Source organism: Pseudomonadota bacterium (assembly GCA_026390555.1).
Taxonomy (GTDB): domain Bacteria; phylum Bdellovibrionota_C; class UBA2361; order UBA2361; family OMII01; genus OMII01.
Genome location: JAPLFS010000066.1, coordinates 63,882 through 78,958 on the forward strand (window position 1 = coordinate 63,882; position 15,077 = coordinate 78,958).

At 50.1% G+C, this 15,077-nt stretch carries 11 protein-coding genes; 6 read left to right on the plus strand and 5 right to left on the minus strand.

Annotated elements, in window-relative coordinates; genetic code table 11:
• Positions 1–264 precede the first annotated feature (264 nt).
• The 3 genes from NTV65_09325 to NTV65_09335 all read left to right on the plus strand — a co-directional run bounded on the left by NTV65_09325 (position 265) and on the right by NTV65_09335 (position 6,729).
• Positions 265–2,361 carry a CHASE2 domain-containing protein gene (locus tag NTV65_09325; GenBank protein ID MCX6115395.1) on the plus strand — a complete coding sequence of 699 codons (2,097 nt, stop codon included), beginning with the start codon at positions 265–267 and terminating at the stop codon, positions 2,359–2,361.
• A complete protein-coding gene (locus NTV65_09330) occupies positions 2,358–5,246 on the plus strand; it encodes an integrin alpha (GenBank protein ID MCX6115396.1) in 2,889 nt (962 codons plus the stop codon). Before NTV65_09325 ends, NTV65_09330 begins: the two co-directional genes overlap by 4 nt.
• Before the next feature lie 112 nt (positions 5,247–5,358).
• Positions 5,359–6,729, plus strand: coding sequence for a hypothetical protein (locus NTV65_09335; GenBank protein ID MCX6115397.1), 1,371 nt, complete (start codon positions 5,359–5,361; stop codon positions 6,727–6,729).
• Positions 6,730–6,733: 4 nt separating this feature from the next.
• Here NTV65_09335 and NTV65_09340 read toward each other — a convergent pair whose 3' ends face one another.
• From NTV65_09340 to NTV65_09355, 4 genes are all read right to left on the minus strand, one after another.
• Positions 6,734–7,453, minus strand: coding sequence for a YebC/PmpR family DNA-binding transcriptional regulator (locus tag NTV65_09340; GenBank protein MCX6115398.1), 720 nt, complete (start codon positions 7,451–7,453; stop codon positions 6,734–6,736).
• Between the two features lie 90 nt (positions 7,454–7,543).
• The gene (argB, locus tag NTV65_09345; protein MCX6115399.1) at positions 7,544–8,386 is read right to left on the minus strand and encodes an acetylglutamate kinase; all 843 of its coding nucleotides are present in this window, start codon (positions 8,384–8,386) and stop codon (positions 7,544–7,546) included.
• Between the two features lie 233 nt (positions 8,387–8,619).
• Positions 8,620–9,672 carry an N-acetyl-gamma-glutamyl-phosphate reductase gene (gene argC, locus NTV65_09350; GenBank protein MCX6115400.1) on the minus strand — a complete coding sequence of 351 codons (1,053 nt, stop codon included), beginning with the start codon at positions 9,670–9,672 and terminating at the stop codon, positions 8,620–8,622.
• Positions 9,673–9,681: 9 nt separating this feature from the next.
• A complete protein-coding gene (locus NTV65_09355; protein ID MCX6115401.1) occupies positions 9,682–10,080 on the minus strand; it encodes a GNAT family N-acetyltransferase in 399 nt (132 codons plus the stop codon).
• A 260-nt stretch (positions 10,081–10,340) separates the two neighbouring features.
• Here NTV65_09355 and NTV65_09360 point away from each other — a divergent pair, with 260 nt between their 5' ends.
• The 3 genes from NTV65_09360 (at position 10,341) to NTV65_09370 (ending at position 14,135) form a co-directional block, all read left to right on the plus strand.
• Positions 10,341–10,850 carry a response regulator gene (locus tag NTV65_09360; protein MCX6115402.1) on the plus strand — a complete coding sequence of 170 codons (510 nt, stop codon included), beginning with the start codon at positions 10,341–10,343 and terminating at the stop codon, positions 10,848–10,850.
• Between the two features lie 789 nt (positions 10,851–11,639).
• A complete protein-coding gene (locus NTV65_09365) occupies positions 11,640–12,641 on the plus strand; it encodes a GDP-L-fucose synthase (protein MCX6115403.1) in 1,002 nt (333 codons plus the stop codon).
• A gap of 435 nt (positions 12,642–13,076) precedes the next feature.
• The gene (locus NTV65_09370; GenBank protein ID MCX6115404.1) at positions 13,077–14,135 is read left to right on the plus strand and encodes a hypothetical protein; all 1,059 of its coding nucleotides are present in this window, start codon (positions 13,077–13,079) and stop codon (positions 14,133–14,135) included.
• Between the two features lie 43 nt (positions 14,136–14,178).
• On the opposite strand, the gene NTV65_09375 is transcribed toward NTV65_09370, so the two are convergent.
• Positions 14,179–14,916, minus strand: a complete 738-nt coding sequence (locus NTV65_09375; GenBank protein ID MCX6115405.1) for an SDR family oxidoreductase — start codon at positions 14,914–14,916, stop codon at positions 14,179–14,181.
• Positions 14,917–15,077 lie beyond the last annotated feature (161 nt).

The following is a 15,077-nucleotide window of genomic DNA, read 5'->3' on the forward strand; positions in this document are numbered from 1 at the left end:
AGTAACTTTTCTATATTTTAGACGTAGGTAGAGGTAACGTGAGAATCTTAAGGTATAACAGCTACTTAACGATTTTTAGTTGTGTTTTGGTAGGCGCATCTATTGGCAACAGATGCGAAATTCTCCGATTGCCAGGGGAACAAGGAGCAGGAATCTGGGGGGCTTCCTGTTTTTTTAAGGAAAAAGCTAAATGTTTTGAGTTGAACCTACCGATAGAGACCATGGGATCCTCTGCGATCTATAAGTTTAATTACTAATAGCGGTATGAGTTTAATAGCTGGAACCATGGAAAACTCTCAATACCTACCCGCAGGTCAACTTATCGGGAATAGATACAAGATCATTCGACCGTTAGGTAGCGGCGGAATGGCGTCGGTGTATCTGGCCGAGGATATGGTTCTCGGCGAGACACACGTTGCGCTCAAGATTCTCCGTAGGGGCCCCCAGTTTAAAGACGAGATCGTTCATCGCTTTTTGCGAGAGGTACGACTTACTCACAAGATCAATCACGAGAACGTTGTCAGAACCTTCGACTTTGGACAGGAGGGCGAAACGCTCTTCTATACAATGGAATATCTTTCAGGGCAGACCCTTGATTCATTGATCGGAGATGAGTTTATGCCCTTGCCCGCAGTGTTAAGCATAGCTGTACAGCTAATGCGTGGCATCTCGGCGGTACATGCGGTTGGAGTTGTGCACCGCGATCTTAAGCCCGGAAATGTGATGGTGCTGGATGAGGGGCGCTTGAAGATCACCGACTTCGGAATAGCGCGAGGAGGGGTGTCGAGCTTGACGGTCTCCTCAGGTGAGATAGTTGGAACGATGGCTTATCTGGCCCCGGAGACCCTAATCGGGGAGGAAGCGACCATAGCAGTTGATTACTATGCGCTTGGAGCGATGTTGTATCAGCTTCTGACAGGACGGCTTCCAATAGATGATGATATCCCAGCCCGTCTTATTATGCGCAAGGTAGAGGAGCTACCGGCCGATCCGCGCGAGCTACGTCCCGATATTCCGGAGTGGCTAGCACATGGGCTGCTTGGATTGCTTGAGATAGATCCACAGATCCGCATGCGGTCTCTAGCAGCGTTTGCTGGCAATCTAGACAAATATGCGCCACGTCAGATCGACGAGGGACTTGTCAGTGGTCTGGTAAATAACACCCTGTCCCTTGAGCAGGTCCTTGCAGATACCCCTTTTCATACCCGTATATTTAGGAGAGTTCGTCAGGGAAACACGACCACTAAAGGGCTTCTGGCACTTCTTCTCTCGTTCTTTGCGCTTCCAATGAGCAGCACCGACACCTTTGCTCGAATGGAGCTTGTGCAATCGGATAACCTATTTATAGCGCGCGGTATAAGTGCGCCTCACCCTGATATTATGATTGTATCGATGGATGAGCAGAGCTACTCAACTCTCGATGTGCCGATAATTGGAGCCTGGCCACGAGAGCTACACACCCGCCTGATTAACAGGCTAGCCGACGATAAGGCGAAACGGATCGTATTTGATATTATCTTTAAGGACTCCGGGCAGGATGTAGCAGCCGATCAGGCCCTTGCGGTAGCCATGAAAAGAGTTCCTACCATCCTCGCGGCAGCATCAGGGCTATCTCAGAGAGCGACCCTTAATGGGTCCTTCTTCCTTGAGGAGTTGATTAAGCCCGCCCCTATTTTTGAGGAGGCGGCCGCTGGTATAGGTATTATTGGATTGCCACAACGATTTGGTCGTGTACGGAATTTTCTTGTTAATCGTTCTGAGCTATTTCCAGATGTTCCTTCGTTGGCTGAGGCGGCTAGTGCGACCACAGGCTTCGGAAATCCAGTAGTTCTAAAACCTAATAAAGATGCACTTATTAAATTCTATGGAGATGCTCGTACGATTCCGACCGTACCGTATGAGATGGTAGTTTCAGATAAACACCGCCTTCCTGTAGGAACCTTTACAGGAAAGATAGTCTTTGTCGGATTGAGCCTACGTAGCCGCACAGGTCCGTCGCAGCGAGAAGCGTTCGTTACCCCATTTGATCAGGGCACCTTTGGTACTGAGATTCACGCGACAGCTACCTCAAACCTTCTAAAGCAGGATTGGATCAGGGAGGTTTCGCCCGTAACGAACCTGTTTATATGTGGAGCTCTGGCAGCATTTGTTGCTTTTGTTGTCTTAGCTCTATCAGGGGCTAAAGCGATCGTTATGCTTATGGTGACTGCGGCAGGAATACTAGCATTTCAATTTGTGCTCTTTGTGATGGGATGGTTCGTGCCGGTGCTATGCCCTCTGATCTGGGGAGCGTTTTCAGGTTTAGTTTTGAGGTTACTGCTATCTCAGTCGTTATATGAAGGATTACGTCGACGATTATGATCTATGTTAGGGTCATACTTTCTGTGCTTATCTGCTCCCTCTCTATTGAGGCGTGGGCTAGCCCTGAAAGCTGGTTCACTGCAACCTTTTCACTGCATGGGGGAGCTACAGGGGGGCGATTCGGTGCTGAGATAGCTTGTAGCAAAGCGGTAGTGAGTACCTTAGGTAGGTCTTATATAGCTGTTGGTTCTCCCAATGCATCAAACGGCGCTGGCCGAGTTTATATCTACGATGCAGACGCCGCTAGTGTAGCGGTACAGGAGCTTACGCCACTATCTGCAACCTCTAACCAGCACTTTGGTAGAGCTATTCAGTTCATGGATGATCTTAACGGGGATGGAGTAGATGAACTTGCAATCGGAGCTCCGGGAGAGGCTTCTCTAGGTGGTAGCGTTTATATATTTAGCAGTAGCGTTGCTGGAGGTGCTGTTACTTGGAGCAACTGCGGTAGTGTTTCAGGGGGCGTTGGATATGGAGAGGAGCTGCAAGCGCTGCGCGATCAAGTTGCTGGGGGCTTTGCTAACCTGATAGTGGGTATTCCAGCGGCATCTCAGATAGCCGGGTATCACTTTGCATATTCCCTAGGGGGTGTTTGTACGGGCGTAATCGATGAAACGTACGGACAGAACTTAGGAGGGAGCTCGCAATTTGGATACTCGATGGCTCAGATACCGTATGATTCTTCATCGAGCGATGGAAAGCCTCATCTATTGGTGGGACAGCCGTTTTACGGGACAAACGTTGGTAGGGTAAACCACGTTACAAGTGCCAGCTCCTACTATGTCTCTGTTGAGGGTAGCACTGGAGATCAACTTGGTGCGGTCGTTGCAGGGGATCCATACTCTACCTTCCATGCGTACTCTCTTATTGGAGCAGGGTCAGATCGTGGCAGCGTTTCAATTAGGCATAATTCACTAAGTGGGGCTCCGAGTTGCGTAGTGAGCAAGCCCCTTGCCGAGCCGTCAGATGGCTTTGGCCTCTCCTTAGTTCACCTGCGCGATACCTTTAGCGGATTACTTGATACACCGGATGCTGCCTTTGCTGCGTACCGTTCTGAGGTAACTACAGGGGGCTCGGTTGGGATATTTGGTATCAAGGGTGGCTTATGTACTAGCATTTTGCAGTTTAACAACTGCGAGCTGGATGCCGCACAGGAGCAGGGCAGGGCTTTAGCTGGGGGAGCTACATGTATTGGGCACCATAACGGAACCCCACTACCGTTACTACTCTCAGGGTCTCCCGGCTTTAATTCAGAGAGCGGTAGGGTTGATGTGGTTGTGGATGGAACACAATTTGTTAGTGTACAGTCCTGCGATGAACTGATTGGGCCATATGTTGCGGATACCGGAGTACCTACAAGCACACCAACTGAGACTCCAACTGAGACTGCTACTGAGACTGCTACTGAGACTGCTACCGAGACTGCTACCGAGACTCCAACTGAGACTGCAACAGAGACTCCAACTGAGACTGCTACTGAGACTGCAACCGAGACTGCTACTGAGACTGCTACCGAGACTCCAACTGAGACTCCAACAGAGACTGCTACTGAGACTCCAACTGAGACTGCAACAGAGACTCCAACTGAGACTGCTACTGAGACTCCAACTGATATTCCGGTCGATACCACTACCGCTACGGCAACCCCAACCGCAACGCCAGTCGATACTGATATCTCAACTGCTACGCCAACAGCTACGAATACTTCAACACCAACGGAGACCCCCGGCATTGTATCAACGCACACGCCGACCCCAACGCCAACATCCAGTAGCACTCCGGGATTTAATAATCAGTGGAGCGGTACTAACGATGTGCTGACGATCTTTGCATCGAGTAGCTATCTTAACGGCGGGCAGATCTCCGGGCCTTTAGGTCAGGGACCTGGGCTTGAGGGTGCGCGTGCATATTGCCAAGATCTGGCAGATACGGCAGGTCTGACCGGCACCTGGTTTCCATTGATGTCATCGTCAACCTGGGATGCAAGGGACCTAACAGGCATAACCGGGACCGGCGCGATATACAATATGAGGCATGAGCTTATAGCGACCGATCGGGCAGATCTCTGGAACGGAGCTCCATACACTATTAATAACGCCGTGAGATATGATGAGTATAGGAACGACCTGAACGGTAATATAGATACGGAGCAGATCTTTACCGGAACGAACGGTGATGGCATGCGGATCTCAAACTCTGCCTCTGACCTCTGCGAAGACTGGACAGCTACTACGGGAGTAACCGAGGCGGGATTACTTACGAGTAATATAGAGAGCTGGATTGCGAACGATGCTAGCTACTCTTGCAATGTGGGGCTAAAAACGAGGATCTACTGTATCGGTAATTATGAACCTCAGATACCAACTGCAACCGCGACACCAACAGCTACGAATACTGCCACACCCACCGCAGCCGCTACCGGAGCCCCGATCTTTGTAGGGCCGGATAGTCCGAATATTCCCGCTGCAGAGATAGAGATCGATGGTAATAATGTTACGGTTGTGTTGCCGAGCGTGATCGCGGAGCTTAGTCCTGCTCAAGATAAGAAGGCGTTATCTATGTTGATGCGCAAGTTTCGTCTTTCAAAAAAGAACGCTAGGAAAGCACTGGATAACAAAAAGAACTACGTCGTAACCTATGTTGTTACATATGGTATACAGAGCCAGGTTGCTGCCCTTACGCAGGACTCACAGCAGGTGTCGATTATGGCAGCGCGCTCAAAGACCGTCAGAGATCGAAGGAATCGTATCTCGCTTAGAGGCCTTACCCCAGGTGGGGCATATTCCGCTTCATGGAGGGTTGAGATCTCCCTCAAGAATCCTCGGGTAGTTCTCGGCAAGACCAAGTCTAGTGTAAACACCAACTTTACAGCTCCGAGGGGTTAGTGTTGGCAATCCCACTTTTTTCGTTTGGATCAGATCCAAACCGTTTCAAACACCCTGGATTAAGTGGCAATAATCGGTGGCCATTATAGGTAAGGTGTTGCACTATACATAGGTGGCTAGCCTTCAAGAATCATATAGAACGCCGATACATAGTTGTCAGAGCAGCCGCGGCACAGAGGCTGCAGCGGGCCTCCCTGGGCTCCCTAGAGGCGTTTCAACACAGCTTTTAGCCGCACTTACCCTTATCAGCGATCCATCGCTTGTGGTGCGGTGTGCCGCTGCAGAGTTTATCGGATTGGAGGCCGCAGCTCTTGAGCGGGTGCCGGCAGAGATCTTTCAACGAATTTTTCGTGAGCCGAATGGAGAGGTCCTTTCCCATCTTATTACAGCTCTCGTCTCGACACGCGAGCTGCATCCCGTAGCTGTCCCGATACTTATTCGGCTCTTGCGTGACACCCGTACCGGCATCGCTGTTGATGCAGCACGAGCTCTTGGCGATCAAGGGGATTACGCGGACGGTGCTTTAGTACCCCTGCATATTATTGGGCATAGCTCCAGCAATTGGAGAGATGCGCGTATAGATGCTTTTTTTGATGGGGATGGGGTGGTTAATCCAGAGGTGAGGGACTCGCGGTATAAGGCTGTAGACATTTATTTGCAGCTGGCTGAGTCCGATCACTTGCAGCTGCTTAAACAGATCCTTCGGGAGAGGCCTAAAAACCTTACGGAGGATCAGTTCTATGCAGCGCTTGTCGGAATTTACCTGCCTGTAGGGAGCACGCGAGAGCAGTCTATTACGGTTCTCAATAAGTACGGCAGCGTTATGGAGGAGCCGCAATGCAATCTCGTAAGGTGTGCTCTAGCTTTCACTCAACCAGATTTTGAACGGAGCGAGGCATCGGTAAAATTACAGTTTTTTGAGGCATTACGAGAATTTGAGATCTCTCCAGAGCTTCTGCAGATGCTCGAGTGTGTTGATGGCGACGAAGAGATCGAAATTAGCATGGCGCGTGATTTTACCATGATTTGCCTAGATTCAAGCGGTAACGTCTCTGCTGCTATTGAGCGCTTGGCCGGGGCGTTATGGGAACCTAGCGCAAGGATTATAGGGTCTGCCGCAAGTAACCTTACAGTTTTACTGCATGATATAAATCCACAAGCAGGCGTTCAGATCGTTGATCATCTGATGGAGGCGTTAGTAGGGCGTGCTGTTGATGGAGATAAATTCACGCACCAGATAATATTTGCGTTTGCTAAGCTCGAAAACTTTCACGCGGAGGTCTTAACGCGCTGCTCAGATCTGCTGCGCTTGCAGCAGAACCCGCAGGTGATGCTGGCTTTAGCGCGCTTGATGGGGGCCCTGCCTCTTAAGGATGAGCGGCTGCTACAAAAAGCCCACAATATGCTGCGCTACTTAACCGGGGTACCTTATCCGCGTGTGGCACAGATGGCATGCGATATTCTCAATTACTCCCCAGAGTAATAAGCTATTCGCCATCAATCTGCATATTATGGAATACGGTCTGAACGTCGTCATCCTCTTCAAGACGCTCAATTAGTTTCTGAATATCCTGCTCCTGCTCCGGCGTAACGTTAACGAAGCTCATTGGGATGCGCTGTGATGAAGCGCTTTTTACCTCAACACCACGGGCTTCCAGGGCCTTTTGCAGATCTCCAAACTGCCTAAAGGTTGAGTATAAGAGGAGGCCATCATCGGCCTCAAAGATCTCCTCCAGTCCGTGGTCTATCAGCTCAAGCTCAAATTCATCCATATCGGTCGATGGGGGAACGATCTTGAAGATCCCCTTGCGATCAAAGATATACTCAAGCGCGCCTGTTGTAGCCAGATTTCCACCGTTTCTTAAAAGTATATTTCGTACGTTTGCAACTGTGCGTGTGGCGTTGTCGGTAGCTGCTTCTATAAAGAGGCCGACACCGTAGGGCGCAAAGCCTTCGTAGGTTATCTCGGTTAAATCTAGCTGCTCCTTAGAGGTGGACCGCTTAACAGCGGCTTCGATGCGATCCTTCGGCATGTTTAACGAGCGCGCGGTTTGAATGGCCATACGCAGACGGGCATTAGCTGATGGCTCGGGGCCTCCGAGCTTTATGGAGATAGCGATCTCCTTTCCTATCTTAGTGAAGGCCTTAGCCATCTTCGACCAGCGGGCGAACATGCGGTCCTTTCTCTTCTCAAATATACGGCCCATAGATAGTGTCCTTGGAGATACAGGTATCTAAAGATTAAACAGTAGCGCTAACCCAGAGCGGTTGCAAATACGGCGTAACCATTTAATAGGCTAAGTGATATTAGTGCCACATCCGGCTAGATCCAGGATAGCCGAGGTAACGATCAGGGGCTTAGTAGCATCTGCGATAACGGCACGGGGGCAACCTGCAGCGAGTGCTCGTAGGGCGCACTCTACCTTAGGGATCATTCCACCAGAGATAACGCCATCGTGGATTAAGGTAGCTATCTCCTCTCTGGTTAGCGAGGCAACGACCTCACCGTTATGCTTTACTCCTGCTACATCCGTTAGAAACACGCAGGCCTTAGCACCTAGCGCGCCTGCCAGGGCCCCAGCCGCATAGTCGGCGTTTAGATTTAGGGCGTTGCCAGCGCTATCCTCTCCAACAGGGGAGATAACAGGTACAAAGCTGGCAGCGAGTAATGCTTCGATAATGCCTGGATCGGTTGCAACGACCTCGCCGGTTCGGCCTAGGTCCTCGCCGTTTCTGCCGCGGAGCTTTTGGGCGGTGATTAGCCTAGCAGCCCGTCCAGATACTCCAACTGCCGGAGCGCCGCTCCTTGTTATGCGAGAAACTAGATCGCTATTAACGGCTCCAGAGAGAACCATCTCGGTGGCCAGCATCGCTGCGTCATCTGTAACCCGCAGTCCATCGATAAAGTGGGAGGTAAGGCCCAGACGATCGATCATTCGTGAGATCTCTTTTCCACCGCCGTGCACAACTATGATCTTAACCCCAAGATTTGAGAGTGCTGCTATCTCTGAACATACGAGCTGCCGTGTCTGTTCAATCTCCATGGCCGCACCCCCGTACTTGATAAGAAAGCGCTGGCCTGAGAGCGCCTGTACAGAGGGGTGTTGGCGAAGGATCTCAGAGGGGGTGATAAGCTCCATGCATGCTCCGTAACTAGTCACCAAGTTTTACTGTTGTACTCGTTAATGCTTATAGGAGGCGGTCTTTGTACGCTCTCACCCTTTCTTGTTGTCCCCTGATCGGGAACGATATATTTTGTGACTAGTTAATATTATCACCCCCGATTTGCTCTGCAAATCGACCCCTGAGGGGTTGGTACAGAGCTCCTACGTGTGCAATCGTCCTTAGTTTATCCTGACTAGTTACCATGCTCCTATACTGGGCCTAGCGCTAGGGTCATCAGGCCAGTTTTCTCTGGGAGCCCAAACAGTAGGTTCATATTTTGAATCGCCTGGCCGGCCATGCCCTTTCCTAGGTTATCAATGGCGCTCATAATAACAACCTGGTTGTCACGCACGGTGACGGCGATATCGCAGAAGTTAGTACCCACAACATCTGCAAGTCGTGGCGGGGTGTCTCTTAGGCGAATAAAGGGAGAATCAGCATAGAAGTTGTGATAGTGCTGAGTGAGCGCTTCTGCCGAGCAACTCTCTGTAAGCGAGAGATAGGCCGATACAAATATGCCGCGAGATACCGGAAGTAGGTGTGGGGAGAATATAAAGGATCCCCCGGGGTTAAATGATGGCCCGAGCGCCTGCAGGATCTCTGGCTCATGCCGGTGTTGCAACGTTTTATAGGCTGTAAAATCAGCAGTACGGCTTGGATGGTGCATAGAGGCTTGAAGCTCACGCCCGGCTCCGGAGGTGCCGGTCTTGGCGTCGACCACAACCTGTCCCGTTAGTGGCTTAGATGCAAGTGGAGCGAGGGCCAGGATCGCAGCGCTTGCCAGGCAGCCAGGGTTGGTAATAAATCGAGCGTGTGAAATCTCACGGCGGGATAGCTCCGTTAGTCCGTAAATAAAACTTGCGCGCAGCTCCGCAGAGAACTCAACCTCTGGATAAAACTGCTGGTGTTGTGCTGCATCCCTTAAGCGGAGATCTCCTGAGAGATCTATAACTGAGGTGTTCTCTGAGAGCCCCTGAGCTAGCGCCGTTTCAATGGCGGAAACGGCGAGACCGGTCGGCATAGCTAAGACCAGGACGCTCCGCTCGTAGTGCTTAAGGGTAGTGAGTTGCGGGGCTTTATCAAAGTTGAGTGAGGTAGTACCTTTTAGGTGCGAATGGATTGAACTGACAGGGTTCCCTGCATGGGACCGAGATGTAACGCTGCATACCTCTATGTCTGGATGCATGCTGAGGATCCGGAGCAGCTCTCCCGCGCCGTAGCCACTTCCACCTAAGATCGCCACTCCGAAGCGCTTATTCATCGTGCCTGTTTAAGCATTGTTTTTAGAGCCGGTCCAGAAAAGAGCATACTTTTCATGTAGGCAGTCACCGAATCCGAGCTTTTTAAAGTACTCCGGCTTTGATGTTACAACTAGTATCTCACGGATATTTCGTCGCTGCCCCTCCTGAATAGCGACCTTTACAAGCTCCTGACCGATCCCCTGACCACGGTAATCTGAGTCGACAACACAGGTGCGTATCTCTGCTATCTTGGGGCTATAGAGCTCGAGTACGCAACTTCCGACAATTATTCCATCCTGCTCAGCAATCCAGGTTGTGTTTATCAGCTCCAGATAATCCGCCTCAGTTCGGGGGAGCAGGGTATCTGGATTAGCTTGCACAAGTGCTAAGATAGCTGGGATATCCTGAGGGGTTAACTTCCGAATCATACGAGCAACTCTGTATTAGTATAGAGGAATCTCTTAGTAGCGCGGTCAAAAGTACAACTTCTTGCGATCTTTGCGCTAGCATTGTGGCCACTAAAACCTGAAAAAACATAATATCCGCGAAAAAAGAGCCCCGCAACCATAAGCATTATGATTCTTATGCCGAACTCTTACTTTGAAAGGAATGAGGACGGTCTTATGGAGGGGACCTCGGGGCAGGGACGCGCAGAGAGAGTCTGTAAGTTAAAAAGAGGCGAAATATTATGAACCATTCGCGCGCAAATAATAATAAACAGAACTTCTTGAGTGATCTGCCAGAGGAGCTTAAGGGTGGTGATAGTGATGAGACCCCCGAGTCTGAATGGGCTTACGGGTTTGATCTCAAACCGATTAAGCCGAGCCATAATTGCGTGCTAGTCGTTGACGATGATCCAGTTCAGCTCAAGATGCTGCAAAAGATAATTGAAAAAGCTGGCTATCAGGTGATGACGAGCGATTCGGCAGCAGAGGCTCTCGATATGCTGGCAGAAAAGGAGTTTAACGTTATAATTTCAGACTATAAGATGCCAGAGATGAACGGCTTTGAGTTCCTGCAGGCGATACGGGGGCTTGAGGGTAATTGGTCTACCAGTGATATCCCGGTCATTATGCTGACAGCCTGTGGAGACGATCTTGAATTCTCTGCCCTTGAACGGGGAGCTGATATGTTCTGTGAGAAGTATCGAGCGAATAGTTTGCTGGTAAAGCAGATCCGCTTTTTGCTTGAGATGTAGCTGTATTCAGAACAGGTAAGGAAGGGCACCTCCTAGCATAACAGATCAAACCTAAGTTGATTTACGCTATGAGGTGCCCGATTAAAGTTAGAATAGAGGTTCTAACTTAACTCCTACTACGCCGTATATTCTGGTCTGATTGTGGGGACCAGAGGTGTAACGGAGGAGGGTATCACACGCCGAGGGGCGGGTAAGATCCCTTCGATAGCAGGAGGTACGTTTGCCGAAGGCGGCAGGGGCTGAACAAAGGGGATCGGAGCACCAATTAGGACCGGAGGGCGTCCATTTTGTTCCACCGGTACAAGCATGTAGCCTTTCGGAGTCTGGCAGCTATGACACCCCATCACGAGAGACAGGGAAAATCCGACTGCGCCAAAAATAATCTTCTGCATAACATCCTCTTTGGACATGTGACTGACCTGTTTTCTCTTGGTCAATAAAGAGGGTGCTAGCCTTGTTCGAACACCTAGTTCGGAGGCTCGCTGCACCCGTAGTGGCATCTTTTGGATCGCAACTAAGGGTGCAGTGAGTCCAAACGGTATTTCCGTTTTTGGAATCGGGCATCTACTCATAGCGCTCTCTAGAACCCTAAGGCTTGGAGGCGCCCATATAATTATGTGAAAGAACGAAGTAGGTGCACAGGTGCCCCCACTCCCTGCTTAACAGTATGACCTGATCGCTTGAGCTAATCATCTAAGTCGCAATATTAATTGAAGAATCAGACTGGAAGAAGCTATTTCAAACAGGTATAAATCTAGTTGTCCTAGGCTAGCATCCTAATACCTTGTTATGACTGAGCTAAAGGTCTTCTCCAGTTTCTCTCATGATTCCAGGGTTTTTGTCGCTGGGCATAGGGGCTTAGTGGGTTCTGCTATTGTGCGGGGCCTTGAACGGCATGGCTACAGTAACATTATCCTGAGAACCAGAGCCGAGCTTGATCTCCTCAATCAGGCAGCGGTGCAGAGATTTTTCGCACAGGAGCGAATTGAGTTCGTATTTGTGGTAGCCGCAAAAGTCGGTGGAATTTTACACAACTCGCAACACCAAGCGGATTTCCTCTACGAAAATCTGATGATCTCCGCCAATATCATTAAAGCAGCGGCTGATAACGGAGTGCAGAAGTTACTCTACCTCGGGAGCTCCTGTATCTATCCGAGACTCTCTCCGCAACCTATTCCTGAAGAGGCACTCCTCTCTGGCCCACTTGAGCCAACCAATGAGGGGTATGCTTTGGCTAAGATTGCAGGTCTTAAATTATGCGAGAAGTATCAGCAGCAGTACGGCAAGCGTTTCGTCTCCGTTATGCCGACCAATATGTACGGAGAGAACGACAAATTTCATCCGGAGCACTCACACGTAATTCCTGGAATGATGCGTCGTTTTCATGAGGCTAAGTTCAGCGCTGATCCGTACGTTACGGTATGGGGTACAGGAGAGCCGCGCCGAGAGTTTCTCTATGTTGATGACTTTGCCACAGCCGCGCTTATGGTTATGAATCACTATGAGGAGGCAACGACCCTCAATGTTGGAACCGGCCAGGACGTTACTATTCGTGAACTTGCTGAACTTATGAAACGAGTCGTCGGCTACCAGGGAGAGATTAGGTTTGATAGCTCAAAACCTGATGGCACTCCTCGTAAGGTGCTCGATACATCAAAGATTACGGCCCTTGGTTGGAGGCCAAGCGTGTCCCTTGAAGAGGGGCTAACGCGCAGCTATGCCTGGGCCATTAGGAGTGGCGTGTTGCCTAGCTACTCTGGCGACGTGCATATCGCCGAAACGCGTAACTAGTCACCACGTTTTACTGTTGTACTCGTTAATGCTTATAGGAGGCGGTCTTTGTACGCTCCTACCCTTTCTTATTGTCCCCTGATTGGGTACGATATATTTTTTGACTAGTTAATGTTGTCACCCCCACCGCATTGCTGCGCCAGCAGCTTGCGCTGCTGGACGGGCTCCGCAAATCAGCCTATTAGGTGCTATAGAGTGTCATTACCGTATGCGAATATTTCTGCAATATGTTGACTATTTAACAAAACGCTATAATTGTGATAACTATTCACCCACTAAGATGAGCGTCTCCGATTAGGAGAGGTCAAGAAAGGGAGTTACCGTGGGTAACTGCTGGGCCAAATTCGTTTAACCAGCGACAGGCTTATACTGTGGTGAATAGTTACGCGGATTGCGACTTTATGCTGCGAGGGATATTTTTTAAGCGAAAGTTCTATGAAGGCTAAAATTTTACGGCAGGCAATCGCCCTGTCATTAGTAGTGTTTTTCCTCTCTCCGCAGGCTAACGCGTGCGATGTATGCGCTCTCTACTCAGCGGTTCAGATGGAGAGTCCGATCGAGAACGCGCTTCGTCTTGGTATCGCTGAGCAATTTACGAGCTTAGATCGCCTTCAGCGTGATGGCCACTTTGTTTCAAATACCGAGAATCAGTTTCTTAAGAGCTCCGTAACTCAGCTGTCTGCCCAATACGATCCGAGTACCACAACGTCGCTTCAATTGGTTCTTCCGGTTGTGAGTCGTACGTGGCGTAGAATCGAAGATGGATCACCACAACGCGGAAGTGATGCTGGAATAGGTGATATTACCCTCCTAGCGCACTATGTTCCTATGAACTATGCCGAGGGTAGTACACTTGCTCGACTGCGCGTGTTCGCAGGTGTGGAATTGCCTACAGGAGATGCACATTATCTGGGAGAGGAGACTGCTCCTGGTCATCATGAAGAGGAAGAGGACTCTTCTGACGAGGATGGTCATGATGATGATAGTAGCCAACATGCCCTTACACAGAAGCACGGTGCGGTAGTTCCCGGACCAAGCGCTGAGAACGCAATTCACGGGCACGATATTACGCTGGGCTCAGGTTCATGGGATTTTCCACTAGGAGCAGGACTGTTTACGCAGTGGGATAAGTTTATCTTTGCGACGGATGTGCAGTACACTATCCGCACTGAAGGGTCGTACTCGTACAAGTACGCAAACGATTGGATCTGGTCGACAGCGGTTGGTAGGTATTTATATTTAGAAGACAACGCCCAGATTGCGCTGAGGGCGAGGCTTTCCGGCCAGTACAAGGACATGGATACTGGAAAGGGTGGAGTGGAGTATACCGACACGGCTTATAACACCACATTTCTAGGGCCAGAGATCAGTGCCTTGGTGGCGCAGCAATGGCAGGGAGTCTTCGGATTAGACCTCCCAATCAATGTAAAAAACTCAGACCTGCAAATAACCCCGAGTTATCGCATTCGAGCGGCACTATCGTATCGGTTCTAGTTTGCAGTCCTATGGTAGATGGAAGAGAGAGAAAAACTCAGAGCTACAACTTAAGTTTCTTAAAGATGCATTCCGGGATATGCAAGATGATAAGCATAATAAGTCGCCAGAAGCCGGGGGCATAAACCACCGATTCTCCGCGCTGCATAGCTCTGTGAATCCGTTTGCCGACCGATGCTGCTGAAGCAAATAGTGGCCCCTGTTTTAAGTCGGCCGTCATAGGTGTATCGACAAATCCGGGCTTAATTGTAGTAACCGAAACTCCGTGATGTGCAAGCCGATTACGCAACCCCTGCAGGAAGGTGGTCAGACCCCCCTTTGCTGCACCGTAAATATAGTTGCTCTGCCGACCACGATCTCCAGCTACCGAGGAGATAACGGTGATGTTACCTGCTTTGCGGCCCTCAAAGTAGTTCGCCAACCAGGTCAGGAATACTATCGGGCTTGTAAAATTCGTTAGTAGTGATCGCTGTGCGGTATCCCAGCTCTCTTCGCACCCCTTTTGGTTCGGTAGCTCACCGTATGCTATCAGGGCGGCGTCTATCTCACCTAACGCGCTACTGGCACGTTCCATTACTTGCTGATGGGAGCCGAGGTCGTGGGCCTCAAAGGTAGCGCTGTGCACGGCTGTTGCCCCACGTGCCCTTAGATCGTCTGCAAGGCGTGTAAGTTTCTCCTGATTTCGCGCCGCTAGGAATAGCTCTGCTCCCTCTTGTGCAAAGAGGCGTGCAGTTTCAGTTGCCATAGCTGATGTAGCACCAAGGATAACTATCTTCTTCATGTGGTCTCCATAACTCTTCGCCATAAACTTGAGGAAAAACGCGGATCGATCAGAGCTTTGAACTCATTCAAGCGCGGGTGTGATATTTCAAACATAGCCGGTGACATGCGGGCATCCTTTGCCGGATAGATCCGCCCCTTGGATTCCCTAACGATCTGGTC

What these genes read in the sequence shown, in the direction of transcription:
- NTV65_09340 (MCX6115398.1), bottom strand. Translation starts at nt 7,453, where the DNA reads ATGGGCCGTATATTTGAGAAGAGAAAGGACCGCATGTTCGCCCGCTGG.
- argB (MCX6115399.1), bottom strand. Translation starts at nt 8,386, where the DNA reads ATGGAGCTTATCACCCCCTCTGAGATCCTTCGCCAACACCCCTCTGTA.
- NTV65_09375 (MCX6115405.1), bottom strand. Translation starts at nt 14,916, where the DNA reads ATGAAGAAGATAGTTATCCTTGGTGCTACATCAGCTATGGCAACTGAA.
- NTV65_09360 (MCX6115402.1), top strand. Translation starts at nt 10,341, where the DNA reads ATGAACCATTCGCGCGCAAATAATAATAAACAGAACTTCTTGAGTGAT.
- NTV65_09370 (MCX6115404.1), top strand. Translation starts at nt 13,077, where the DNA reads ATGAAGGCTAAAATTTTACGGCAGGCAATCGCCCTGTCATTAGTAGTG.
- NTV65_09365 (MCX6115403.1), top strand. Translation starts at nt 11,640, where the DNA reads ATGACTGAGCTAAAGGTCTTCTCCAGTTTCTCTCATGATTCCAGGGTT.
- NTV65_09325 (MCX6115395.1), top strand. Translation starts at nt 265, where the DNA reads ATGAGTTTAATAGCTGGAACCATGGAAAACTCTCAATACCTACCCGCA.
- NTV65_09330 (MCX6115396.1), top strand. Translation starts at nt 2,358, where the DNA reads ATGATCTATGTTAGGGTCATACTTTCTGTGCTTATCTGCTCCCTCTCT.
- argC (MCX6115400.1), bottom strand. Translation starts at nt 9,672, where the DNA reads ATGAATAAGCGCTTCGGAGTGGCGATCTTAGGTGGAAGTGGCTACGGC.
- NTV65_09355 (MCX6115401.1), bottom strand. Translation starts at nt 10,080, where the DNA reads ATGATTCGGAAGTTAACCCCTCAGGATATCCCAGCTATCTTAGCACTT.